The sequence below is a fragment of the Sphingomonas cellulosilytica genome, from assembly GCF_052321755.1.
GTDB lineage: Bacteria > Pseudomonadota > Alphaproteobacteria > Sphingomonadales > Sphingomonadaceae > Sphingomonas.
Map to the genome: position 1 here is coordinate 1 of NZ_JBQRTT010000001.1, position 23,552 is coordinate 23,552.

Annotated in this window: 14 protein-coding genes; 8 read left to right on the top strand and 6 right to left on the bottom strand. The window is 69.3% G+C overall.

The window, feature by feature from the left end; genetic code table 11:
* A partial coding sequence (locus tag ACTZQ5_RS00005) for an MFS transporter (RefSeq protein ID WP_443583102.1) occupies nt 1-745 on the bottom strand: 745 nt, incomplete at its 3' end.
* 198 nt (nt 746-943) lie between these two features.
* Here ACTZQ5_RS00005 and ACTZQ5_RS00010 point away from each other — a divergent pair.
* Together ACTZQ5_RS00010 and ACTZQ5_RS00015 are read left to right on the top strand one after the other, a co-directional pair.
* Nucleotides 944-2,032: a glycoside hydrolase family 43 protein gene (locus ACTZQ5_RS00010; RefSeq protein WP_443583103.1), complete on the top strand. Its 1,089-nt coding sequence runs from the start codon at nt 944-946 to the stop codon at nt 2,030-2,032.
* A 126-nt stretch (nt 2,033-2,158) separates the two neighbouring features.
* Nucleotides 2,159-3,151, top strand: coding sequence for an IS110 family RNA-guided transposase (locus ACTZQ5_RS00015; protein ID WP_443583104.1), 993 nt, complete (start codon nt 2,159-2,161; stop codon nt 3,149-3,151).
* A 23-nt stretch (nt 3,152-3,174) separates the two neighbouring features.
* On the opposite strand, the gene ACTZQ5_RS00020 is transcribed toward ACTZQ5_RS00015, so the two are convergent.
* The 4 genes from ACTZQ5_RS00020 to manD form a co-directional block, all read right to left on the bottom strand.
* Nucleotides 3,175-6,390 (bottom strand): TonB-dependent receptor, encoded by a 3,216-nt coding sequence (locus tag ACTZQ5_RS00020; protein WP_443583105.1) that lies wholly within the window; start codon nt 6,388-6,390, stop codon nt 3,175-3,177.
* A 108-nt stretch (nt 6,391-6,498) separates the two neighbouring features.
* Complete coding sequence (locus tag ACTZQ5_RS00025; protein ID WP_443583106.1) at nt 6,499-7,695, bottom strand: SGNH/GDSL hydrolase family protein; 1,197 nt, start codon at nt 7,693-7,695, stop codon at nt 6,499-6,501.
* 138 nt (nt 7,696-7,833) lie between these two features.
* Nucleotides 7,834-9,474, bottom strand: a complete 1,641-nt coding sequence (locus ACTZQ5_RS00030) for a GH35 family beta-galactosidase (RefSeq protein WP_443583107.1) — start codon at nt 9,472-9,474, stop codon at nt 7,834-7,836.
* A 1-nt stretch (nt 9,475) separates the two neighbouring features.
* Nucleotides 9,476-10,687, bottom strand: a complete 1,212-nt coding sequence (gene manD / locus ACTZQ5_RS00035; RefSeq protein ID WP_443583108.1) for a D-mannonate dehydratase ManD — start codon at nt 10,685-10,687, stop codon at nt 9,476-9,478.
* 127 nt (nt 10,688-10,814) lie between these two features.
* Here manD and ACTZQ5_RS00040 point away from each other — a divergent pair, with 127 nt between their 5' ends.
* Both ACTZQ5_RS00040 and ACTZQ5_RS00045 read left to right on the top strand, forming a co-directional pair.
* Nucleotides 10,815-12,860 (top strand): alpha-glucuronidase family glycosyl hydrolase, encoded by a 2,046-nt coding sequence (locus ACTZQ5_RS00040; RefSeq protein ID WP_443583109.1) that lies wholly within the window; start codon nt 10,815-10,817, stop codon nt 12,858-12,860.
* 38 nt (nt 12,861-12,898) lie between these two features.
* A complete protein-coding gene (locus tag ACTZQ5_RS00045) occupies nt 12,899-13,540 on the top strand; it encodes a cell wall hydrolase (protein WP_443583110.1) in 642 nt (213 codons plus the stop codon).
* A 12-nt stretch (nt 13,541-13,552) separates the two neighbouring features.
* Here the strand turns inward: ACTZQ5_RS00045 and ACTZQ5_RS00050 are convergent, their stop codons facing one another.
* On the bottom strand, nt 13,553-14,812 hold the full coding sequence (locus tag ACTZQ5_RS00050; RefSeq protein WP_443583111.1) for a metallophosphoesterase: 1,260 nt from the start codon (nt 14,810-14,812) through the stop codon (nt 13,553-13,555).
* A 358-nt stretch (nt 14,813-15,170) separates the two neighbouring features.
* Between ACTZQ5_RS00050 and ACTZQ5_RS00055 the strand changes: the two genes are divergently transcribed.
* From ACTZQ5_RS00055 to ACTZQ5_RS00070, 4 genes are all read left to right on the top strand, one after another.
* Nucleotides 15,171-18,356 (top strand): TRCF domain-containing protein, encoded by a 3,186-nt coding sequence (locus ACTZQ5_RS00055; protein ID WP_443583112.1) that lies wholly within the window; start codon nt 15,171-15,173, stop codon nt 18,354-18,356.
* 86 nt (nt 18,357-18,442) lie between these two features.
* Nucleotides 18,443-22,447 (top strand): Pls/PosA family non-ribosomal peptide synthetase, encoded by a 4,005-nt coding sequence (locus ACTZQ5_RS00060; RefSeq protein WP_443583113.1) that lies wholly within the window; start codon nt 18,443-18,445, stop codon nt 22,445-22,447.
* A complete protein-coding gene (locus ACTZQ5_RS00065) occupies nt 22,444-23,019 on the top strand; it encodes a 4'-phosphopantetheinyl transferase family protein (protein ID WP_443583114.1) in 576 nt (191 codons plus the stop codon). The genes ACTZQ5_RS00060 and ACTZQ5_RS00065 overlap by 4 nt, the downstream gene beginning before the upstream one ends.
* On the top strand, nt 23,016-23,543 hold the full coding sequence (locus ACTZQ5_RS00070) for a GNAT family N-acetyltransferase (RefSeq protein WP_443583115.1): 528 nt from the start codon (nt 23,016-23,018) through the stop codon (nt 23,541-23,543). Before ACTZQ5_RS00065 ends, ACTZQ5_RS00070 begins: the two co-directional genes overlap by 4 nt.
* Nucleotides 23,544-23,552: the final 9 nt, after the last annotated feature.

The following is a 23,552-nucleotide window of genomic DNA, read 5'->3' on the forward strand; positions in this document are numbered from 1 at the left end:
GGCGGATCTCGGCGACCTTGCGGTCCGCCTCGGCCGTGCCGAACAGGCGGACGAGCACGGCATGCGCATCCGCATCGCGCCCCTTGGCGACGAGATAGCGCGGGCTTTCCGGGATCACCAGCAGCGCGACGAGGTAGATGGCGGCGGGGATCGCCTGCAGCCAGAACATCCAGCGCCAGGCGGGAAAGCCCGCCCAGAAGGTGGCGGTGGAGCCGCCGGCATAGCGGGCGATGACGAAGTTCGCGACGAAGGCGCCGGTGAGGCCGGTGATGATCATCACCTGCTGCACGCTGGACAGGCGCCCGCGGATCGCGGCAGGCGTGACTTCGGAGATGTAGACCGGCGAGATGACGCTCGCCGCGCCGACGCCCAGGCCGCCGATGATGCGCGCGACGATGAACACCGCCGAACCGCTCGCCGCACCGGCGAGCAGCGCGCTGACGAGGAACAGCACCGCGGCCAGCATCATCACCCGCCGCCGGCCGATCGCATCGGCGAGCCGCCCGGCACCGAACGCGCCGATCGCCGAGCCGAGCAGGATCGCGCCGACATTGACGCCGATGCCGAGCCGGCCGAGCCCGAAGGCCGCCTCCAGCCCCTTTTGCGTGCCGTTGATGACGCCCGAATCATAGCCGAACATGAAGCCGCCGATCGTCGCCACCGCGACGATCGCCGCGATGAACCCGTGGTTCACGCTTCCGCCCGCGCCTGTCGCGCCGCCACCTGTCCTGCCGATGTCGCTCATCATCCCTCCCTCACCCGCCAGTCCGCGCCGGTCGATTCATCTGGTAACGCTAACGCTTGGCCCCCGCGCGTCAAGCGCCGGTTCAACGAGCCGTTCTTTGCTGATCAGGTTCGCAGCCCAGCTTGCAGGACAGTTTTCGACTGATATGGTAGCGGTATCCAGGCCACGACAGAAGGCCGTCATAGGGAAGGATCGATCATGCGCCTGCGCCTTTCACTCTGCCTTGGCACCGCCGCGCTGGCCACGCTCGGCACGCTCGCCATCGCCCAGACCGCAACCGGCAACGACGCGCGCAGCCCCGACGGGCGACGCTACCTGTCGCAACCGTTGGTCAGCGGCATCTACACCGCCGATCCATCCGCCCATGTCTTCAACGGCAAGCTCTACGTCTATCCCAGCCACGACGTCGACGCCGGCATCCCCGACGACGACCTTGGCAATCAGTATGCGATGCACGACTATCGCGTGCTCAGCATGGATCGGGTCGGCGGCCCCGTGACGGTGCATCCGGTGGCGATCGACGTGAAGGACATCCCCTGGGCTTCCAAGCAGACCTGGGCGCCCGATGCCGCCTACAAGAACGGCACCTATTACCTCTACATGCCCGCCCGCGACAAACAGGGCGTGTTCCGCATCGGCGTCGCGTCCTCGACATCGCCGACCGGTCCGTTCAAGGCCGAGCCGCAGCCGATCCGCGGCAGCTTCTCGATCGACCCCGCCGTGTTCACCGACGGCGATGGGCAGAGCTACATGTATTTCGGCGGCATCTGGGGCGGGCAGTTGCAGCGCTGGACGACCGGCCGGTTCGATCCCGCCGGCAGCGATACGGACTTGAAGCAGGACGACCGGCCGGCGATCGCGCCCAAGGTCGCGCGCATGGCCGCCGACATGAAGCAGTTCGCCGAGCCGCCGCGCGACGTCCTCATCACCGATGCTGCCGGCAAGCCGATCCTGGCCGGCGATCACGACCGTCGCTTCTTCGAGGCGGCATGGATGTTCAAGCGCGGCGGCAAATATTACTTCACCTATTCGACCGGCGATACGCATTTCCTGAACTATGCGATCGGCACGTCGCCTTACGGCCCGTTCCGCTACACCGGGCACATCCTGCTACCGGTACAGGGCTGGACCTCGCATCATTCGATCGTCGAATTTCAGGGCAGATGGTGGCTGTTCTACCACGACACGCAATTGTCGAACCGCAACCACCTGCGTTCGGTGAAGGTCACGCCGCTGACCTTCAATCCCGACGGCACGATCCGCCTGATCGACCCGTTCAAGAGCTGAGGGCGCGGACGGGGGCGGGGCCCCCGCCCCCCCTGTCTGTTTGTATGATGGTATAAGGCGGTTGCGGAAGGGAGCCCGTCCCCCCCGAGGGTCTGGAGCCCGATAGGGAGCAAGGGTCCCTTCCGCTTGGTCATCAACCTGAACAGTTGCTTGGGGCTGCTGATCCCGCACGACATGGACAGGAGCCTTACCATGCCACAGCCCGTTGTCGGCTGCGACCGCTCGCGTGCCTTTATCGACACCTGCGATCTGCCGTCGGGAAGAACCGACCGGATCGCCAACACGCCGGATGCCATCGGCGTCTGGCTCGACACGCTCGACCACGATGTCCGCATCGTCTTCGAGGCCACCAGCGGCTGCGATGGCGAACTGATCGCCGCTCTGGCGGCACGTGGCCATCCCTTCTCGCGCGTCAATCCACGTCAGGCACGCGAGTTTGCCCGGGCCACCGGCACCCTGGCCAAGACCGACCGCGTCGATGCTCGCGTGCTGGCGCAGATGGGCGCAGCGCTCGACCTGCCCGCAACGATACCGCTCAGTCCGGCCCGTTCCCGCCTGGCCGATTTCCTGCGTCGCCGCAGGCAGTTGGTCGACATGCGCAAGGCCGAAAAGCTGCATCGCCACAGCGCTGGTCAGCCCGAGATCGCACAGGCCATCGAAGCCATGATCGATCTCCTCAGCCAGCAGATCGCCATGCTCGACCGCCAGATCGCCGGCTTCATCGCCGAGGACCAGGCGCTATCCGAGCAGGCTCGGCTGCTGACCGCCGTGCCCGGCATCGGCCCCACCGTTCTTGCCACCCTGCTCGGCGAGCTGCCCGAACTTGGCACCCTGTGCCGCCGCAAGATCGCTTCCCTCGCCGGCCTTGCTCCCCACGCACGCGAAAGCGGAACATGGCGCGGCGCCAGACGCATATGGGGCGGGCGGCGAAAGGTTCGCGAGGCCCTCTACATCGCCGCCCTGAACGCCTCCCGACGCATTCCCGTGCTCACCGCCATGCGCGACAGGATGCGCGCCAACGGCAAGGCACCAAAGACGATCCTCATTGCCGTCGCTCGCCAACTCCTCGTCATCCTCAATGCCATGATCCGGAAACGTCAGCCCATTGCGCTCGGATGAACATCACAGTTGCCCCCCCCGACTCAGAACCGGCCGCGGATACCGACCAAGACGGTACGACCCGGCTGATATTGGTTGAAGGTCGCGTTGCTGAACTGGAAGTAGCTGCTCTGCACTTCCTTGTTGATGTTGATGACGTTCAGCACGACGGTCGGCAGATAGCTGTTGTCGAAGACCTTGCCGAGATCGAGATTACCCGAGAAATCGAGCTGACCGTAATCACGGCCGAAGATTGCGGCATTAGGGATGCCGTTCTGATTGAGGCCCGAGGCCTGCGACCCTTCGTTGTAGGTGTAGGTAAGGCGCGCCGACAGGCCGTGGCCTTCGTAATAGCCGGTCAGAGTATAGGTGGTCGGCGCGACGCCTAGCGCCACCGCCGGTGCACCCGAGCCTTCGCCCTTCTGGTCTATGATGGTCAGATTGCCTTGGAAACCGAACCCGCGCACACCGATATAGTGCGTCAGGAAATCGAGCGGCTGGGTGATCTGGAATTCGAGGCCGTTCACCTTGAGCTTGCCGTCTGAATTGACTTGCTGCTGGATGACGATGCTGACGTCGCGTAGGGATTGCCCCGGCGTCACCCGCGCCGCGAGAGCGTCGCGCTGCGCCTGAGTGAGCGAGTCGACGGTGATCCCATAAGGCTCGAGGAACGAGAACGGCACGGTGTTGAGGCCGTTGACGGTGAAGCCGGTGATCGATTTGCGAAAGGCAGCGACGGCGATGACGCCTTCTCCGCCTGTATAGAATTCGAAACCCAGGTCGATGTTGTTCGAGATATAGGGGTTTAGCGCGTTATTTCCGACGGTGCCGACGTCGGCGGACGGCTGGACGAAGCTGGCGCCCGGCAGCAGTGCATTGGGATCGGGCCGGGTCATCGTCCGCGACAGCGAGGCGCGCGCCACGGCCTTGCCGCCGAGGTCGAGGGCGGCGGAGGCGGAGGGGAGGAAGTTCGAATAGAGGCGCGTCGATTCGGGGAATGTGATGGTATTGGGATAACGGCCGCCGTCGGGGATCGCCGGGGTGGTCGCATTGCCGGCGTTGCGCGGATCGGGCACGCTGACGCGGCCGCCGACGATCTGCCGGGTGTGGACGTAGCGGACACCGCCGTTGAGGCGCAGCGTATTCTCGCCGAATTCGACCACGCCGTTCATCTCGGCAAAGGTCGCCGCGACCTTTTCATGGATCAGGCCACCGTTGGCACCGCTGCTCGACGCGCCCGTCTCGGTCGCGCCGGCGAGCAGCGCGTCGTAGCTGGTCGCCTTGCGGAACTTGTCCCAATCCACCGTGATGAAGCCGGTGCGCTGATCGGCGAGCAGGTAGCCCGGCACCGCGGCGGTCGGCACCACCGACCCCGCGTAGACGATCGGCGGCCCGCCCGCGGTCGCATTGGTGCCGTAGCCGGGGAAGGTCGGGAAGCCGGCCGGCGTCGCCGATCCCGGCTGGTTCAACCCGGTGCACGGCGTCGTCGCGGTGTTGGGCGAGAGCAACGTCACGTTCGGCCCGTTGCCGCAGATCAGGTTCTGCCAGACGTTGGTGTTGTCGAACGGCAGGATGCGTCGCAGCGTGTCGTCATAGGCGCCGCCGACCCGGACGCTGAACCGCTTTTCGTCACCGAAGATCAGGCTGCCGCGCACGCCCTTGTTCTCGGTTCGGCGTTCCTCGCCGTTGAGATTGACGCGGCCGCCGCCCGCCCAGCCGAAATTGGCCGGATTGTTGAGATCGATGTTGGTGGTGATCGACGGGATGCCGCCGGTGTTGGCATAGGTGACGGTGGTGCCGCTGCTCGGCGGGGTGATGACCAGCACCGTCGGGCTTTCACGGCGGAAATGGCTCTTGTTCCAATTCGCCTGGATGTCGCCCTTGATCCAGTCGTTGACGATGAAGTCGGCGCCGGGGTTGACGCTGTAGAAGTCCACCGTGTCGCGATACGGGCGATATTCCAGGAAGAATTGCGCATTGGCATACGTCCCGCCCGTCACCACGCAACCGGTGCTGCAATCGCTGCGATCGTAGGTCGTCTTGAGCGGAATCGACGCGCCGTTGCGCACCGCCCAGTTCATCGCCGAGCGGGTGAAATCGGTCGTCCGCTTGCCGTAGATGCCATCGACGTAGAAATGGAAGGCGTCGCTGGGCCGCCATTCGGCGGAGGCGATGAAATTGTGCCGGTCGCGCGAGCCGTCCTCGTAGCGCGGACGGCCGAGCCGCGGGAGCAGGCCATTGTCGATCTGGTCGATCGTCGCACCGGGATTGTTGGCGAGCAGGAACGCCTGGTTGATCGTCGCGCCGGGGGTGAGCCCGTTGCCGGCATTGACGGGCACCGTGGCGGGGATGGTGAAGTTGCCGCCGCCGGTCGGGTTGAGCGTGCCCGACGTACGCTGCGCCGCGCTGAGGTTGGGATTGGTCCAGCCGATGGTTTCGAAGCCGTCGACGCGGAAGCGGTTGCGGACGCTGGCGGCACCGAGCAGCAGGCCGAAATCGCCCCTGGTCGCGCTGGCCATGACATAGCCGCGATAGCCCCAGTCGTTGGCGATGCTGACCTTCGATCCCTGCAGGCCGTAGCTGATATAGGGTTTGGGATTGTCGAAGGGGCGCGCCGAGCGGAGATTGACGGTGCCGGCGGCGCCGCCCTCGACCTGCGCGGCAGTGGGCGACTTGCTGACCGTCAGCTGGGTAAAGAGTTCGGTCGGCAGCAGGTCGAGATCGACCTCGCGGTTGGTGCTCTGCGCGTCGAAGCGGACCGAGGCGGTGGCGACCGGCGCACCGTTGAGCAGCACGCGGGTGAAATTGGTACCGAGGCCGCGAATGGCGACGCTGGTCCCCTCGCCCGTGACTTCGCGCGCGATCGTGACGCCCGGAATGCGGTTCACCGATTCGGCGATGTTGGTGTCAGGAAACTTGCCGATATCCTCGGCGAAGATCGAATCCGTGAAGCCGACCGAGTTGCGCTTGGCGTTGGTCTGGCTCTGCAGCGACGCGCGATAGCCGGTGACGACGATATCCTCGTTACCGGTGGCGGATGGATCGGCGGGCGCCTGGGCGCTGTCGTCGATCGCCGTCGGTGCGGTCTGCCCCGCCCCGTCCTGCGTCGCGGCGTTGGGCGCGGTCGTCGCACTGCTGGATGAGGATGCCGTCGGCGGACCCGGCGGCGGCGTGGACTGTGCCAAGGCAGGCCAGGCGGTGGTAGCGAGCAACAGCGCGGCGGTGCCGCCGATACGACGAACCTGTCGATGCGTTTCCATGACGATTCTCTCCCAACGGCCGGGCTTGTCGACGCCCGTACCTGTCGGCACCGCAGGGTAATGATAGCGCTACCCATGTCAAGCCCGTTGGCTTGACCAATAATCGCGTCAGGGTCGGGGCCGTTTGAAGAGGGTCAGCGGAACGGCACGCGCCATCGCATCATAGCCGGCGGAACTGGGATGCAGGCCGTCGCCGCTGTCATAGGCAGGAGCGAGATAGGCGGGCCGGTCGGGATCGCGCATCGCCCGGTCGAAATCGATGACGCCATCGAAATGGCCGGGCGTGCGGATCCAGGCGTTGACGGCGGCGCGCATCCCCTCGGAACCGGCATCGGGGTGGTAATAGCTGTTGGCCATGAACGGCATGATCGTGCCGCCATAGACCTTGAGCCCGCGGGCATGGGCGCGGGCGATCATCTGCGCGTAGGCGCCGGTGATACGCTCGACCAATGCCGCCTGCTCCGCCGCGCTCGCCGGACGATCGCGCTGAAGCACGCCGATATCGTTGATCCCCTCCAGCACGATCACCGCGCCGATGCCGGGCTGCGACAGCACGTCGCGCTCGAACCGGGCGAGCGCGTTCGGCCCGGTGCCGTCGAGCAGCACGCGATTGCCGCCGATCCCCTGGTTGACCACCGCGACCCTGCCGCCCAGCCGCCGCGCCAGCGTGTCGGTCCAGCGCCGGTTGGTGTCGGGCTTCACGCCGTAGCCATCGGTAATCGAATCGCCGAGCGCGACGATACCGGGTGGTGCGCCGCAGCGCCGCACTTCGAGTCCGCTGACGAAGAACCAGTGCGTGTTCGTCTGCGCGGCCGGCAGCGTCGCGTCGCCGACATGCGCCCCCTTGGCGACATAGGAGGTCGCACGCGCACCGGGATGCGAGGTTTGCGTGTCGGGATCGCCGGGCAGGTAGAGGCTGACGGCGAGATCGTCGAACGACGCGACGCGGAACGCGACCGGATCGCTCCACCAGTCGGCGCCGGGCGGGATCACCACGTCGGGCCGGCCGGCGAAGGTCAACGTCCGCGGACGCGCGGTCAGCATGCCGCCCGGCGCGGCCTGGCCCACAGAGGCCGCGGCGATGCGCAGCGGCTGCCGGCCGAACGCATTGGACAGACGCACCCGCACCGCGTCGCCCCCCGCCGATGTCCGCATCACCTGCCGCAGGGTCGCATCGGCAAGTGTGCCCGACGGCAGTGCATTATCGGTGCCCGGCACCATCTGCGACGCGCCCCAGGTCGCCTGCCACGGGCAGGATTGCGCCGGTGCGGCGGTCGCGAGCAGCAGCGGAAACAGGACAGGCATCGGTGATCTCCTGGAGCGGATTCGAGTCGTAGTCGGTGTCGCAATCCGCTTCGGCGGGGGGATGGCGGCGAAGGGCATGAGCGTCATCCGTGCCGCGACGGAATCGGCGCGAACGGTCCGGATCGCGTCGTCATGCCATCAGCGATAGCGGTACAGGCGCACCTTCTGGATGCCCCATTCGCCCGGCGGCAAGCGGATATGGCGGCCCTGATGCGTCTGGTCGCCGTTGAGCACGCGGCCGGCGGTCCACTGCCCCGCGGCGTCGAACGTGCCCTCCTCCGCGCGCTCGATGCCGACCAGCGGCGGCCCGTCAGCGGCACCCGTGAAGGTCACGGTGATCCCCTGGCCGGCGATCAGGAAATCGTCGGGGCCGGTCTGGATCACCATGCCGCCATAGCCGGCGGTATCGGGGGTCATCGCCGGCCGCTCGATATCGGCGAAGGCGACCGTGAGGCGGTAGCCGCCGAAATCATGGCGCTGCGGCGCATAATCGAGCGATTCGTCATACCGCTGGTGCGGTTTGAAGCCCGCGATGCGGCCGGTCGCCTGGGCGGCGAGGATGGGGCGTTCGAGCTGCCGCAATACGGCATAGGCGCCGGCGAGCGCGCCGGGCTGCGCATCCACCGAGTCGATCGAGAACGGGCCGAAGCCGATCGCATCGCGCTGCCCGAAGGCGTAGAAGGCATTGGCGGGGACGACGGGATTGTCTGCATTGTGCGCCTCCGGCACGAACAACGGGTTGTCGGGCCGGTGATAGGCATCGGCGATCGCGGTGAAATTGGGGAAATAGATATCGGGCGCGAGCAGATCGAGCGAGGGCGCGCCCGCCTTCCACACGTCGATCAGGTGCGGCAGCGGGCCACCGCTGGGATATTGGCCGGGCAGACGCCCCGGCCGGTTGAGCGCGACGTTGACGTACATCGGCAGCGGATAGGCCGCCTTGCCCGCCGCGGCGAGCGTGTCGGCGAAACGCGCATAATGCCAGGCGGCGAACACCTCCGCCGCGGCATCGCCTTCCCCGAACAGATCGGTCCAGCTGCCGTGCGTGCGGGCACCGCGCGCGGTCCACATCGCCTGCATTCCCGGCACCAGCGTGGCGCGATGGCGGACGAGATAGTCGATCAACGCCTGCGGCACCGGCTGCGCGAAGGCGGCATCGGCGGCCGGCGAATGGTCGCGCGCCACCGGCAGCATGCCGATTTCGTTTTCCACCTGCACCATCACCACGGTGTTGCGTGCGCCGTCCACCGCCTTGAGGTGCGCCAGCATCGCGGCGAAGGCGCGGGCGTCGGCCCGCAGCGATGCGGCGCCGAAGGTCGACAGGATCTCGACCGACTGACCATCGGGCAGCGCCGCGCGGGGGAAGCGCGCCTGATCGCGCTTCACCCAGCCGGGCACATAGGTCGACATCGAATTCTTGTAGGCACCGAACCACAGCAGCACGAGCTTCAGGTCGTTGGCGCGCGCAGCCTGGATCATCGCATCGAGGCTCGCCCAGTCGAACCGCCCCTCCTGCGGCTCCACCAACTCCCAGGAGACCGGCGCGAGCACGGTGTTGAGGTGCATCGCGCGCAGCCGCGGCCAGTGCGGTGCCATATAGGCCGCGCTGGAGGCGGCCGAATTGCTCAGCTCCCCGGCGATCAGCAGTTTCGGCTCGCCGTTCACGACCAGCTGTGTCGCCTCGCCCCGCCGTTCGAGGCGCGGCGTGTCGGCCCGTGCCGGCGCCGTCTGCGACAGCATCGATGCCCATGTCAGGACCAGGGCCGCGGATCGCATCATCTCACCAGCTCCACAGGGTGCCGTCCTCCAGCCGGTTCACCGGCAGGTAGGCGCGGACATAAGGGTGTGTCGCCGCCAGCGCCTCGTCGATGTCGACGCCGAGGCCCGGCGCATCGCCGGGATGCAGGCTGCCGTCGGCGTAGCGATAGGCGTGCGGAAAGACCGCCTGCGTCACCGGCAGATGCGGCATCAGTTCCTGGATGCCGAAATTGGGGATGGCGAGGCCGAGGTGCAGCGCCGCCGCCATCGCCACCGGCGACAGGTCGGTCGCGCCGTGGCAGCCGGTGCGGACCTGATAGAGGTCGGCGAGCGCGGCGATCCGGCGCAGGTGGGTGATGCCGCCGGCATGCACGACCGTCGCGCGGATATAGTCGATCGACTGGCTCTCGATCAGCGCCTTCGCATCCCAGATGCTGTTGAACACCTCACCCACCGCGATCGGCGTGGTGGTGTGCTGGCGGATCAGGCGAAAGCCGTCCTGGTTCTCGGCGGGTGTCGGATCCTCGATCCAGAACGGGCGATAGGGTTCGAGGTCGCGGCCCAGCCGTGCCGCCTCGATCGGGGTGAGGCGGTGGTGCACGTCGTGGAGCAGGTGGATGTCCGGCCCCAGCGCCTCGCGTGCCGCGGCGAACAATTCGGGGACGATGCGCAGGTAACGCTCCGTCGACCATACCGATTCGGTGGGCAGCGTGCCGTCGGCAGGCTCATAGGCCTCACCCGGCCGGGCGACTCCATAGGTGCTGGCGAGCCCCGGCACGCCGCATTGCAGACGGATTGCGCGATAGCCTTCGGCGCGGTGGCGGAGCGCGGCGTCGACCGTGTCGGCGATCGTCGCGCCATTGGCATGACCATAGACCATGCAGCCATCGCGGCTGGCGCCGCCGAGCAGCTGGTAGACGGGCAGGCCCGCGACCTTGCCCTTGATGTCCCACAGCGCCATGTCGACCGCGGCGATCGCGGTCATCGTCACCGGGCCGCGCCGCCAATAGGCACCCTTGTAGAGATATTGCCAGATATCCTCGATCCGATGCGCATCGCGCCCGATCAGGCAAGGGACGATGTGATCGGCGAGGTAGCTCGCCACCGCCAGTTCGCGGCCGTTGAGCGTCGCATCGCCGACGCCGGTGGTGCCATCGTCGCACACGACCTTCAGCGTCACGAAATTGCGGCCGGGCGACGTCACGACGACGCGGGCTTCGGTGATGATCGGCACGGGCCTTGGTCCTGCTCCCACGGCAGCCGTCTGGCGCGGCTTGCCTGTTTCGGTGATAGCGGTAACATGATCCGCGACGCGCCGGCTTGTCAACGCCCGGTGCGCACGGACGACGGATGGAGGATGGATGAAGGCTTTGGCGAGGCTCGCCCTGGCGGCGGGGCTGCTGCTCGCGGCTCCGGCCGGGGCGGAGGACGGCTACGACCTGTGGCTGCGCATGCGCGCGTTTCCGGACGCCACCGTGCTGCGCCACGGCGACACGGCGACGCTGCGGCTGGCGGAGGCGGAATTGCGCCATGGGCTCGCCGCGCCGCTGCCGCTGGTGGTGACGACGGCGGCGGACCCGGCGCTCGCCCCGCTACGGCTGCCGTTCGCGGGACTGGGCGACGAGGGCTATCTGGTGCGGCCTGCGATGCTTGGCGGCCGGCAGGTACTGGTGGTGGCGGGAAACACCGACCGCGGCACGCTGTACGGCGCCTTCGCGCTGATCCGGCATGCCGCCACCGGCGGCGACATCCGCACCGCAGCGCTGCGCTCCGCGCCAAGGCTGCCGCTGCGCATGCTCGACCATTGGGACAACATCGATGGCACGGTCGAGCGCGGCTATGCGGGCCAGTCGCTGTGGGACTGGTGGACGCTGCCCGACCATCGCAACCCGCGCTACGCCGATTATGCGCGCGCCAACGCCTCGATCGGGATCAACGGCACCGTCCTCAACAACGTCAACGCGAAAGCCGACAGCCTCACCGCACCCTATATCGCCAAGGCGGCGGCGCTCGCCGACGTGTTTCGGCCGTGGGGGATCCGCGTGTATCTGTCGGCGCGCTTTTCCGCGCCGATCGAGCTCGGCGGCCTCAAGACCGCGGACCCGCGCGATCCCGCCGTCGCCGCCTGGTGGCGGACCAAGGCGGACGAGATCTACCGCGCCATCCCCGATTTCGGCGGCTTTCTCGTCAAGGCGAACAGCGAGGGCCAGCCCGGCCCGCGCGACTATGGCGCCAGCCATGCCGACGGCGCCAACATGCTCGCCGCGGCGCTTGCCCCGCACGGCGGCACGGTGATCTGGCGCGCCTTCGTCTATGCCGAAACCGATCCGACCGATCGCGCCAAGCAGGCCTATGAGGAATTCAAGCCGCTCGACGGCACGTTCGCGGCCAACGTGCTGGTGCAGGTGAAGAACGGCGCGATCGATTTCCAGCCGCGCGAACCGTTCCATCCGCTGTTCGGCGCGATGCCGAGAACGCGGGTGATGGCGGAATTCCAGATCACCAAGGAATATCTCGGCTTCGCGACGCATCTGGCCTATCTCGGCCCGCTGTTCGCGGAAACGCTGCGCGCGGACACCGGCCGGGGCAAGCAGAGGGTGGCCGATACGCTGGCGGGCATGGCCGGCGTCGCCAACATCGGACGGGATCGCGACTGGAGCGGTTCGACCTTCAACCAGGCGAACTGGTACGCCTTCGGCCGGCTTGCCTGGGACCCGTCGCTGGCGCCGGACGCGATCGCGCGGGAATGGGCGCAGCAGACCTTCGGCACAGACCCCGAGGTCGTCGATACGGTGACGGCGATGATGGCGGGATCGCGCGAGGCGGTGGTGGATTACACCGGCGCGCTCGGCCTCGCGCACCTGATGGCGACCGGCCATCATTACGGCCCAGGCCCGTGGGTGAAGGACCTCGCCCGGCCGGAATGGAACCCGGTCTATTACCACCGCGCCGATGCGAACGGCATCGGCTTCGACCGCACGCGCACCGGCAGCGATGCGGTGGACCAATATGCACCGCGGGTCGCCCGCCGGTTCGCCGATCCCCGCACGACGCCGGAACGCGATCTGTTGTGGTTCCACCATCTCGCCTGGAACCGGCGCATGGCCGATGGCCGCACCCTGTGGGAGGATCTGGTCGCGCATTACGACCATGGCGTCGCCTATGTCGACGGCATGGCGCACCAGTGGGCGACCCTGCGTCCGCATATCGACGCCGAACGCTGGCAGAAGACCGCGACGTTCCTCGCCATCCAGGCGCGCGAGGCGCGGTGGTGGCGCGATGCCAGCCTTGCCTATTGGATGTCGGTCAACCACCTGCCGCTGCCACCGGGCGTCGCAGCGCCGGCGCACGACCTCGCCTGGTACGAGGCGCAACGCTTTCCCCATGCGCCGGGCAATCCCAAGTGACCGCTTGAGCCGATCCGCCGAGGCGCTAGGGCGCTGGCATGGCGCGACGCGGCAGGACATCTCGATCGCGGCGCGACCAGTCGTCGGAGCGCTGGTTGCTGCTGCTCGGCATCGCCGCGGTGGCGGCGGTCGCGGTCGGCACGATCGGGCCGTGGCCGCGCCCGCCCGCACCCGGCCCCGCGAGGCCGCTGACCATGGCGGAGGCGCGCGCCGCCAACGCCGCCGTGCCGATCGACCGCGCCCGCCGCCTGCCCGCCGCACGCTACCGCTTCCGCGGCGGGCCGGCGGCGCGGGCGCAGGCGGTCGAATGCCTCGCCACGGCCGCCCTCTACGAAGCGGGCGACGACCGACGCGGGCAGCGGGCGGTGATCCAGGTCGTGCTCAACCGGGTACGCGCGCCGGGCTTTCCCCGGACGATCTGCGGCGTCGTCTACCAGGGCTCGACGCGCGAGACGGGGTGCCAATTCTCCTTCACCTGCGACGGGTCGCTGCAACGGCGCCCCATCCACCTCGGCTGGGGCGAGGCACGCCGGGCGGCGCGTCGCGCGCTCGCCGGCCGTGTCTTCGCCGAGGTCGGCCGGGCGACGCATTACCATACCGACTGGATGGTGCCCTATTGGCGCGATTCGATGGTCAAGGTGGCGAAGGTCGATACGCACCTGTTCTACGTGCGGGATTGAGGGGCGCCCCCCTCATCGCGGTACGCGCAGCGTGATCCGGGTCAGTTCGGACGGACGGCCGAGGCGCAGGGCGAATCCCGGCCACAGGCCGGTGCCGTTGCTGACGTAGAGGGTCATCCCATCCACCGCATAGCGGCCGGAGACGAAGCCCGCATTGGCCGGTGCCACCAGCCGGTCGAGGCCGACGATCATCCCGCCATGCGTATGCCCCGACAGTTGCAGCGCCACCCCGCGCGCCGCCGCGCCGCGCGCGCGCTGCGGCTGGTGATCGAGCAGCAGCACCGGCGCGCCCGCCGGCGCCCCCACGAGCGCTGCATCGAGGTTCGGGCCGGCATGGCCGGTGGCGGGGGCGGACAGGTCGGTGACGCCGGCCAGCACCACCCGTTCGTCACCACGCGTCAGGACCGTGTGCGTGTTGGGCAGGATGCGGATGCCCAGCGCGGCGATGTGGCGCATCCAGTCGTCGTAATCGAAGAAATATTCGTGGTTGCCGGGGACCGCATAGACGCCGTCAGGCGCGCGTAAGGCCTGCAACGGCGCCACGTCGTCCCGGCGCATCGCCACCGACCCGTCGATGAAGTCGCCGGTCACGACGATCAGGTCGGCGCCCGCCGCATTGGCGCGCGTCACCACCGCCGACGCCCAGGCCGCCGGGAACAGGCGGCTGATGTGCAGGTCGGTGAGCTGCAACAGGCGATAGCCATCGAACTGACGCGGCAGGCCGGGGATGGTCACCGCCACGTCGCGGATCGGCGGCACGCGCAGCGCATTGCCGACGCCGATCGCGGCGAGCAGCGCCGCCAGTCCCGCCGCGGCATAGCGCAGCCCATCGGGCAGAGCGACGCCGCCGCCGCGCCGCACGATCCAGGCGATCCCCAGCCCCACATCGAGCAGGATCTGGAGCACCGCCAGCAGCACGATCGCGCCGAACGCCCAGTTGAACAGGATCACGATCGCGCGCGGAAATTCGGGCGCGAATACCGACCCCGACGACAGCCGGCTCCACAGATGATATTGCGAGGCGGCGAGCAGCAGCAGGGCGACCCCGCCCTTCACCCATAGCGGAAGGCCGAGCGGCAGCAGCGTGCGGGCGATGACGTACAGGCTGGGGATCGTGAAGATGAGGTGAAAGATCGTTCGTCTCCGGGACGGGGCAGGCGCCTGACCGGCGAGAAACGCGCATAGGGACCGATAAGCCCCGGCGCCATCCGAACGGCTGAAAATCCCTTTCGTAGCGTGGCCGTCGAGCATCGCTCCAGGCCTGATCGACATTCAAGATGAGGGATCCCCTCCGTCCCCCCCCCCTGGCGAGCAGGGCTATCGCATAGGGGCTGTCTGATCCCCGGCGATGTCTGCACCCCTCCGTCATGCGGGACTTGGTCCGGCATCCACCGTGCCGCACACCCATACGCTGTGGGATTGGCGGCACGGTGGACCCCGGAACGAGTCCGGGGTGACGCAGGATATTGGGATGGCATGCGCCTTCACCCGCAGCCGGCAGCCATCCCAGCCATATGCGATAGGCCTCCCCTGGCAGGGGAGGATCGAATGTCGATGCGACTGGATCGTTCGGGAACGGGCGCGAGGCCCAGCCGTTCGCTGTTCCCCCTTGTCGAGGAACGCGACGCGCGTGCGCACTTTATCGGAAGCCGAGATCGCCACCCTGCCCCCCATCGATCATCAGCCCGTCCCCCAACCGGGTATCGCCGAAACCGCCGCGGCGGCGGCCGAGTTGCTCGGCGGCGGCGACCTGCTGCTGGCGGTGACCGACGAGGTGCGGGCGCTGGCCGTCAGCCGCATGCTCGCGGCGCTCTGCCCCGATGCCACCGTGCTGTTCTGCCCCGGATCGGACGCGTTGCCCGGCGACAGCGCGCCCGCCTCCCCCGCCAACGTCGGCCAGCGCGTGTCGGCGCTGCACGCGGCGCGCGCCGCGCAGGCGGCAAGGACGCGCGGGCGGATCGCGATCGTCACCTCCGGCGAAGCGCTGGCACGGGCGTTGCCGAGCCCGGAAACGTTCGACGTCGCGCCGCCCTGCGTCGCGGCCGGCGAGCCGCAGGATCTGGCCGCGCTGTACGCCATGCTGCTCGACCTCGGCTACCTCGCCGACGAACGCGTCGACGAACCGGGCGAAGTGGCCTTGCGCGGGCAGGTGCTGGACGTGTTCCCCGCCGATGCCGAACAGCCGCTGCGCATCGAGGTGGCGGACGGGGTGGTGACCGGCATCCGCTCCTACGATCCCGCCGACCAGCGCAGCACCGGCGAGGTCGCCCGGCGCGAACTCGGTCGCGTCGCCGAACCGGCGCTCGACAGCGGGGCGACGACCCTGCTCGACCATCTTGCGCAGGCGACGGTGGTGATCGAGCCTGCCGCGGACGAGCGGCGGCGCCGGCTGCTGCTGCTCAGCGCCGATGCCGCCAGGCGCGGATCGCGCCGCGCGGCGCGCGATATGATCGCCGATGCCGACTGGCAACGGGCGCTTGCCGACCGCACCACGGCGACGATCGCACGCGCCGGCGAACCGCCCGCCCGCTTCGTCGAGGCCCGCGCACCGATGCGCGCCTTTGCCAAGGTGGGACTGGCGGCGCTGGACGCGGGCGAACGGCTGGTCGTCATCGGCAGCGCGCGCGACCTGCGTTTCCTCGCCCGGCGGGTGGAGAAGGCTCTGGCGAAACCGGTCGTGCCGGCCGCGGACTGGGCGGCGGTGGCAGCGGCCCCCGCCGGCACCGTCCTGACGCTGGCGGCACCGGGCGAGCGCGGCTTTCGGCGGGAGGGACTGCTGGCGGTCACCGCCGCCGACCTGCTCGGCAGCCGCGCCGATCGCGAGGATGGCGGGGCGCGGCGCGTCGACCTGTCGCTGGTGCAGACGGCGGAGATCCGCGTCGGCGACACGGTGATCCACGAGGATCATGGCATCGCCACCGTCGCCGGTATCGAACCGCTCGACAGCGCCGAGGGCGTGTCGGGCGACGCGATCAAGCTGCTCCATGCCAAGGACACCGTGCGCCTGGTGCCGGTCGCCGATGCCGATCGGCTGTGGCGCTACGGCGCGGAGGACGATGCCGTCACCCGCGACACGCTGGACGGCAAGAGCTGGCGCGACCGGCGCGCCGGCATCGACATCGCCATCGCCGAGACGGCGCGGCGCCTGACCGAACTCGCCGCCGAACGCGCCGAGCGGACGGCACCGGTGCTCGACCCGCCGGTGGCCGATTACGAGCGCTTCGCCGCCGGCTTCCCCTATTCGGAAACGCCCGATCAGTTGACCGCGATCGAGGCGGTGCGCGGCGACCTCGCCTCCGGGCGGCCGATGGACCGGCTGGTGATCGGCGATGTCGGGTTCGGCAAGACGGAGGTTGCGCTCCGCGCCGCCGCCGTCGCCGCGCTCGCCGGCCGCCAGGTGGCGCTCGCCGCGCCGACCACGGTGCTCGCGCGCCAGCATCTCGAAAGCTTCGCCGCCCGGTTCGAGGGCACGGGCGTGACCGTCGCCGGCCTCTCCCGCCTGTCGACCGCCGCCGAGAAGCGGCAGGTGAAGCAGGGCCTTGCCGACGGCAGCGTGCAGGTGGTGATCGGCACCGGCGCCGTGGCGGGCAAGGGCATCGCCTACAAGGACCTCGCGCTCGTCATCGTCGACGAGGAACAGCGGTTCGGCGCCGCCGACAAGAAGCGGTTGCAGGACCTGTCCGCCGGCCACCTGCTGACGCTGTCGGCGACGCCGATCCCGCGCACGCTGCAATCGGCGCTGGTCGGCCTGCGCCAATTGTCGGTGATCGCCACCCCGCCGGCGCGGCGCCAGCCGATCCGCACCGCGGTGTCGACCTTTTCGCCCGAGACGCTGCGTGCCGCGCTGCTGCGCGAGCGCGCGCGCGGCGGCCAGAGCTTCGTCGTGGTGCCGCGGATCGGCGACATGGCGCCGCTCGCCGAACGCCTCGGCAAGCTGGTTCCCGAACTGGAGCTGCTGCAGGCGCACGGCAAGATGCCGGCGGCCGAGATCGACGAGGCGATGGTCCGCTTCGGCCGGGGCGATGGCGACGTGCTGCTCGCGACCAACATCATCGAGGCCGGGCTGGACGTGCCGCGCGCCAACACGATGGCGATCGTCCATGCCGACCGCTTTGGCCTGTCGCAGCTCCACCAGCTGCGCGGGCGCGTCGGCCGCGGCCACCGGCGCGGGCAGGTGCTGCTGTTCACCGAAGCCGACGAGGGGATCGCCCCGCGCACGCTCAAGCGGCTGCGCACGCTGGAGGCGTTCGATCGGCTGGGCGCGGGCTTCGCGATCAGCGCGCGCGACCTCGACATGCGCGGCGCCGGCGACCTGCTGGGCGACACGCAGGCCGGGCACATGCGGCTGATCGGCGTCGAGCTGTACCAGCAGCTGCTCGAGGACGCGCTGCGCACCGCGCGCGGCGAGACGGTGGAGCGGTGGACGCCCGACCTGCGCATCGGCATCGAAGGGCACCTGCCCGAAGACTGGATCCCGGACGAGGACCTGCGCATCGCGCTCTATGCCCGGCTCGGCCGGCTGCGCGATGCCGCTGCGCTGGACGATTTCGAGGCGGAGCTGGAGGATCGCTTCGGCGAATTGCCCGAGGCGGCGCGGCAGCTGATCGGCGTCGCCCGGCTGCGCGAGCGGATGCGCGACCTCGGCATAGCCCGCATCGATGCCGGCCCCGCCGCGATCGCGCTGACCCCGCGCCGCGACGGCGCCGACCTGGGCGAGATCGACGGGCTGGAGGAAAAGGGCGGGCGCTTCCTGCTCAAGGAACGGCATGAGGCGGCGGAAGCGCGGCTCGACCGGCTGGTGACGCTGCTCGCTTGATCGCCGGATCATTTCGCAGGCGACCAATTCAGATCAGGATCGTTATGGACCGACGCTGACACAGGCTCAGGGATCAAGACGGTCGCATGCAGACGGACGACACGACGACGCTGGACACGTCCATCGTCGAGGCTTCGATCGCACCCGCTCCGGCGCTCAGGCCGGACGAACCCTATGCACGCGACGAACTGCTGCACGAACTGTTCGACGCGACGTGCAGCGGCCATGGCGCCGCCGTCGCGCTGGAGCTGATCGGCGCCAGCGAGGAATATGGCCGCAGCACCAGCTGGAGCTACGACATGCTGGCGCGGCGCAGCCTTGCGCTCGCGCACCGGCTGCGCGCGATGGGGATCGGACGCGGCGACCGCGTCGTGCTGTGCCTGCCGCGCGGGCTCGACCAATATATGGCGATCCTGGGCGTGCTGCGCGCCGGGGCGGCCTATGTACCGGTGGACTGGGGATATCCGCAGGACCGGATCGACTTCATCATCGAAGACAGCGGCGCCGCGCTGACCCTGACCGTATCGGGCCGTACGCTCGCCGGCGCGACGCTGGCGATCGATGCGGCACTGGGCGACCTTGCCGCCGAACCGGTCGCGCCGCTCGGCCGGGATGCAACGGGGGCATCGCCGGACGACCTCGCCTATATCATCTACACCTCCGGCACGACGGGGCGCCCCAAGGGGGTGATGATTACCCATGCCAACGCCTGCCACCTCGTCCGGTCGGAAAGCGCGATCCTGGCGCTGGAACCGGCGGACGTGGTGTTCGGCGGCTTCAGCCTCGCCTTCGACATGTCGGTGGAGACGATGTGGAGCGCCTTCTTCGTCGGTGCGCGGCTGCTCGTCGCGACCGAGGCGCTGGCGACGAGCGGCCCGGACGTGGCGGTGGCGCTGGCCGCGGCGGGGACGACGATCTGGCACGTCGTGCCCTCGCTGATCGCGCTGGTCGAGCAGCCGGTGCCGAGCCTGCGGCTCATCAACATGGGCGGCGAGGCCTGCCCGCCCGACCTGCCGCGGCGGCTGGCGCGGCCGGGCCTGCGCCTGCTCAACACCTATGGGCCGACCGAGACGACCGTCACCGCGACCTGGACGGAGGTGCATCCCGGCCAACGCATCACCATCGGCAAGCCGCTGCCCGGCTATACCGCCTGGATCGTCGACGAGCATCTGCGCCCCGTTCCGGCGGGCGAGGAGGGCGAGCTGGTCATCGGCGGCCCCGGCGTCGGCGTCGGCTACGTCAACCGGCCCGACCTCACCGCCGACAAGTTCACCGCCACGCCGTTCGACACCGTGTCGGGCGGCCCCGAACGCATCTACCGTTCGGGCGATCTCGTGCGGCTCGATGCGGCGGGCGACATCGACTTCGTCGGACGGATCGACACGCAGGTGAAGATCCGCGGTTTCCGGGTCGAGCTCGCCGAGATCGAGGCGGTGATCGGCGAGGCAGCGGGCGTCGCGCAGGCGGTCGTCCATCTGTTCACCGACGCGGACGGCGCCGAATTCCTCGCCGCCTTCCTCGTCGCACGCGCTGGCGAGAGCGTCGACGTGCCCGCGATCCGCACCCGCGTCACCGAACGGCTGCCCAATTACATGCGGCCCGCCGCCTATCAGCAGTTGCCCGCACTGCCGACGCTGCCCGCATCGGGCAAGGTCGACCGCAAGGCGCTCGTCCGGCCGGAGGTGGCGATCGACACCGATCGTGCCATCGCCGCACCCGCGACACCGATGGAGGGGGTGCTGCACCGCGTCTGGGCAGAGGCGTTCGCACCGCAGCCGGTGTCGGTGACCGACGATCTGTTCGAGGATCTCGGCGGCCATTCGCTGAAGGCCGCTCGCCTCGTCTCCGCCGCGCGCAAGGTGCCGGGGTTGCAGGGCCTGTCGCTGGAGGACGTCTATGCCGCGCCGACGATCCGCGCGCTGGCGCTGCGCATCGGCGGCACCGCCCCGGTCGCGGTGGCGGACGAATCCAGTTTCCACCGCATCGCCGACTGGAAGCGGCGGCTGTGCGTCGCGGCGCAGACGGTCGCGTTGTTGCCGATCTATGCGATCGCCGGGCTGCAATGGTTCTTCCCCTATATCGCCTACACGCATCTTGCCGGGCGGATGGACCGGATCAGCGCGCTGGTGCTGAGCGCCGCCTTCTTCACCATCGTGCCGGTCGCTGCGATGCTGCTGTCGATCGCGGCGAAATGGCTGATCGTCGGCCGGTTCAAGGCAGGCGATTATCCGTTGTGGGGCAGCTATTACTTTCGCTGGTGGCTGGTGCGGCGGATCATCGGCGTCACCGCGACCCCCTATCTGGCCGGCACGCCGATGATCCGCGGCTATTACCGCATGCTCGGCGCGAAGATCGGCAAGCGCGCGCATATCGGCGCCGGCGTGATCGATACCGCCGACCTGTTCACCTGCGGCGACGATGCCATCGTCAGCGACCAGGCGGTGATCGCCACCAGCTCGGTCGAGCGCGGCCTGCTGCGGCTCGGCACGGTGACGCTGGGCGCAGGATCGTTCGTCGGTGCGCAGTCGGTGGTCGGCCGCAATGCGGCCCTGGGCGAGGATGCGGTGCTCGACGACATGTCGGCGTTGCAGGCCGACACGGTGGTGCCGGCGCGGCAGCGCTGGACGGGATCGCCCGCCACCCATGCCGGCGACGTACCCGCCCGCACGGTGCGCGACGGGGATCGCGCCTCGCTCGCCACCGTCGGTCTGCTGATCGGCGCCTTGCTGCTGCCGATCCTCGCGATCCTGCCGATCGCCCCCGGCCTGATCGCGCTGATCGAACTCGACTGGGCGACGACGGGCTACGCCTATGTGCTCGTCTCGCCGCTGCTCGCGGTCACCTATGTCGTGATGATGTGCGTGCTGACGGTGGCCGCCAAGCGGCTGATCCTGGGGCCGGTCGCGCCGGGCGTCTATCCGCTCGATAGCGGCTTCTACGTCCGCTACTGGCTGGTGAAGCAGATCAACGACCTGGCATTGCGGCTGCTCCACCCGATCTTCGCGACGCTCTACGTCATTCCCTGGTACCGCGCATTGGGCGTCAAGGTCGGCCGGCGGGCGGAAATCTCGACCGCCAGCGCGATCGTTCCGGACCTCGTCGAGATCGGGCCGGAAAGCTTCATCGCCGATTCCGTCATCTTCGGCGCGGCGAAGATCGGCCATGGCACGATCGAGCTGGCGCACACCCGCATCGGCCGGCGCAGCTTCATCGGCAATTCGGCGCTGCTGCCGAGCGGTGCGGAGATCGGCGACGAGGTGCTGATCGGCGTCCTCTCCAAACCGCCCGAGGACCGTGCCGCCGCGACCGACAGCGGCAGCACGTGGTTCGGCTCGCCCGCGATCCGGCTGCCGGTGCGGCAGGTCGCGACGATGTTCGACGAGGGCGCGCGCTTCAACCCGTCGCGTGGCCTGATCGCCACGCGCCTGTCGATCGAGGCGATCCGCACGACGCTGTCGCTCACCGCCTTCCTCGTCTTCTTCAGCCTGTTGCTGTCGGTGGTCGGCGACCTCGACGATCTGGAGCGCGGCGGGCTGGTGATCGGCCTCAGCTTCCCCTTCCTCTACGTCGCCTTCTGCCTTGCCTGCGGGGCCTTCGTCCTGGCGCTGAAGTGGCTGGTCGTCGGCCGCTATCGGGCGCGCACCGCGCCGCTGTGGAGCCCCTTCGTCTGGCGCACCGAACTCGTCACCGCGACCTATGAGAACCTTGCCGTCGCCAATCTGCTGGAGCCGCTGCGGGGCACGCCGTGGCTCGGCCTCTACCTGCGGCTGATGGGGGCGAAGGTGGGCAAGCGCTGCTATATCGACACCACCGACCTGACCGAACACGATCTGGTGACGATCGGCGACGATGTCGCGCTGAACGATTTCGCGGGTCTCCAGACGCACCTGTTCGAGGACCGGGTGATGAAGGTCGGCGCGATCCGCGTCGGCGATCGGGCGACGATCGGCTCGCTCGCGATCGTTCTGTACGACGCGGAGATCGGCGCCGATGCGCAACTGGGCGACCTGTCCGTCGTGATGAAGGGCGAAACGCTGCCCGACGGCACCAACTGGGAGGGAAGCCCCGCCCGGATCGCGACCGGCGCGTGACGCCGCTGTGGCATGACGGGGCGCTCGACACGCTCGCCTGGGATGGTGCGGCACCGGTGGTGTGGCGGGTTGCGGACGGCGATGCGGACGGGCGGCACCGCCACGCCGCAGCGCTCGTCGCCCGGCTGGCCGGCACCCGGATCGGTGCGGTGACGCTCGCCCGCACCGCCGCCGGCGCGCCGCGCGTCGCGCAGCCGGCAGGCTGGCACCTCGGCCTCTCCCGACGGAGCGGCGGCGCGCTGGTGGCGGTCGCGCGCCGGCCGATCGCCGTCGATCGCGAACTGGTCGACGACGCACCGCCGCTGTGGGACATGCTGACCGCGCGCGAGGCGGAGGCGATCGCCGCGCTGCCGCCCCCCGCCCGCCCCCGCGCCTGGCTGCGTCGCTGGACGATCAAGGAGGCGCACGCCAAGCTGATCGGCGAGCCGCGCCGGATCGCGCCCGAGCGGATCGCGACGCGGGTGATCGATCCGGTCCGGGCCGCCGCAGGTTGCGAGGGCGTGTCGCGCTGCTGGACGCACGACACCGGCGATGCGATCGAGACGGTGGCGATATGGGCCCGCAGGGCATGAGCCGGGTCGCCGTGCGCCGCTACACCGATGCCGACCGCGCTGCGGTGCTGGCGATCTTCGACGACAATGCCGCGCGGTATTTCGGCGCGGGCGATCGCGGCTGGCTGGAAGAGACGCTGGATGCGCCCGACGGCCCGGCCTTCGCAGTGACGGTGGATGGCATGGCCGCGGCCTTCGGCGGGTATGAGATATGGGACCATTACAACAAGGCGCTGCTGTATTGGGGCATGGCCGCGCGCCGCTATCATCGCTGCGGCCTCGGCCGGCTGCTGCTGTACGAACGGCTGGTGCAGATCGCCGCGGACACGCCGCGGACACGCTACGTCACCGTCGACACATCGCCGCGCGTCGCGCCCTTCTTCCGCCATTGCGGGTTCGAGGACACGGCGGTGTGGCCGGAGGGGTATCGTTCGGGCATGACGATGCACGAGTTGCGGTTCGATCTGGCCGCGGTGTCTCCGGCAGGCCTGATCGCGCAGCGCGATGCGGCACTCGCCGCGGCCGAGGCGCGGATCGGCGGTTGAGCGCCCCGC

Bases quoted from the DNA above. Each gene is read 5' to 3' on its own strand.
- ACTZQ5_RS00060 (WP_443583113.1), top strand. From the start codon at position 18,443: ATGCAGACGGACGACACGACGACGCTGGACACGTCCATCGTCGAGGCT.
- ACTZQ5_RS00050 (WP_443583111.1), bottom strand. From the start codon at position 14,812: ATGTCGATCAGGCCTGGAGCGATGCTCGACGGCCACGCTACGAAAGGG.
- ACTZQ5_RS00045 (WP_443583110.1), top strand. From the start codon at position 12,899: ATGGCGCGACGCGGCAGGACATCTCGATCGCGGCGCGACCAGTCGTCG.
- ACTZQ5_RS00010 (WP_443583103.1), top strand. From the start codon at position 944: ATGCGCCTGCGCCTTTCACTCTGCCTTGGCACCGCCGCGCTGGCCACG.
- ACTZQ5_RS00070 (WP_443583115.1), top strand. From the start codon at position 23,016: ATGAGCCGGGTCGCCGTGCGCCGCTACACCGATGCCGACCGCGCTGCG.
- ACTZQ5_RS00030 (WP_443583107.1), bottom strand. From the start codon at position 9,474: ATGATGCGATCCGCGGCCCTGGTCCTGACATGGGCATCGATGCTGTCG.
- ACTZQ5_RS00025 (WP_443583106.1), bottom strand. From the start codon at position 7,695: ATGCCTGTCCTGTTTCCGCTGCTGCTCGCGACCGCCGCACCGGCGCAA.
- ACTZQ5_RS00040 (WP_443583109.1), top strand. From the start codon at position 10,815: ATGAAGGCTTTGGCGAGGCTCGCCCTGGCGGCGGGGCTGCTGCTCGCG.
- ACTZQ5_RS00020 (WP_443583105.1), bottom strand. From the start codon at position 6,390: ATGGAAACGCATCGACAGGTTCGTCGTATCGGCGGCACCGCCGCGCTG.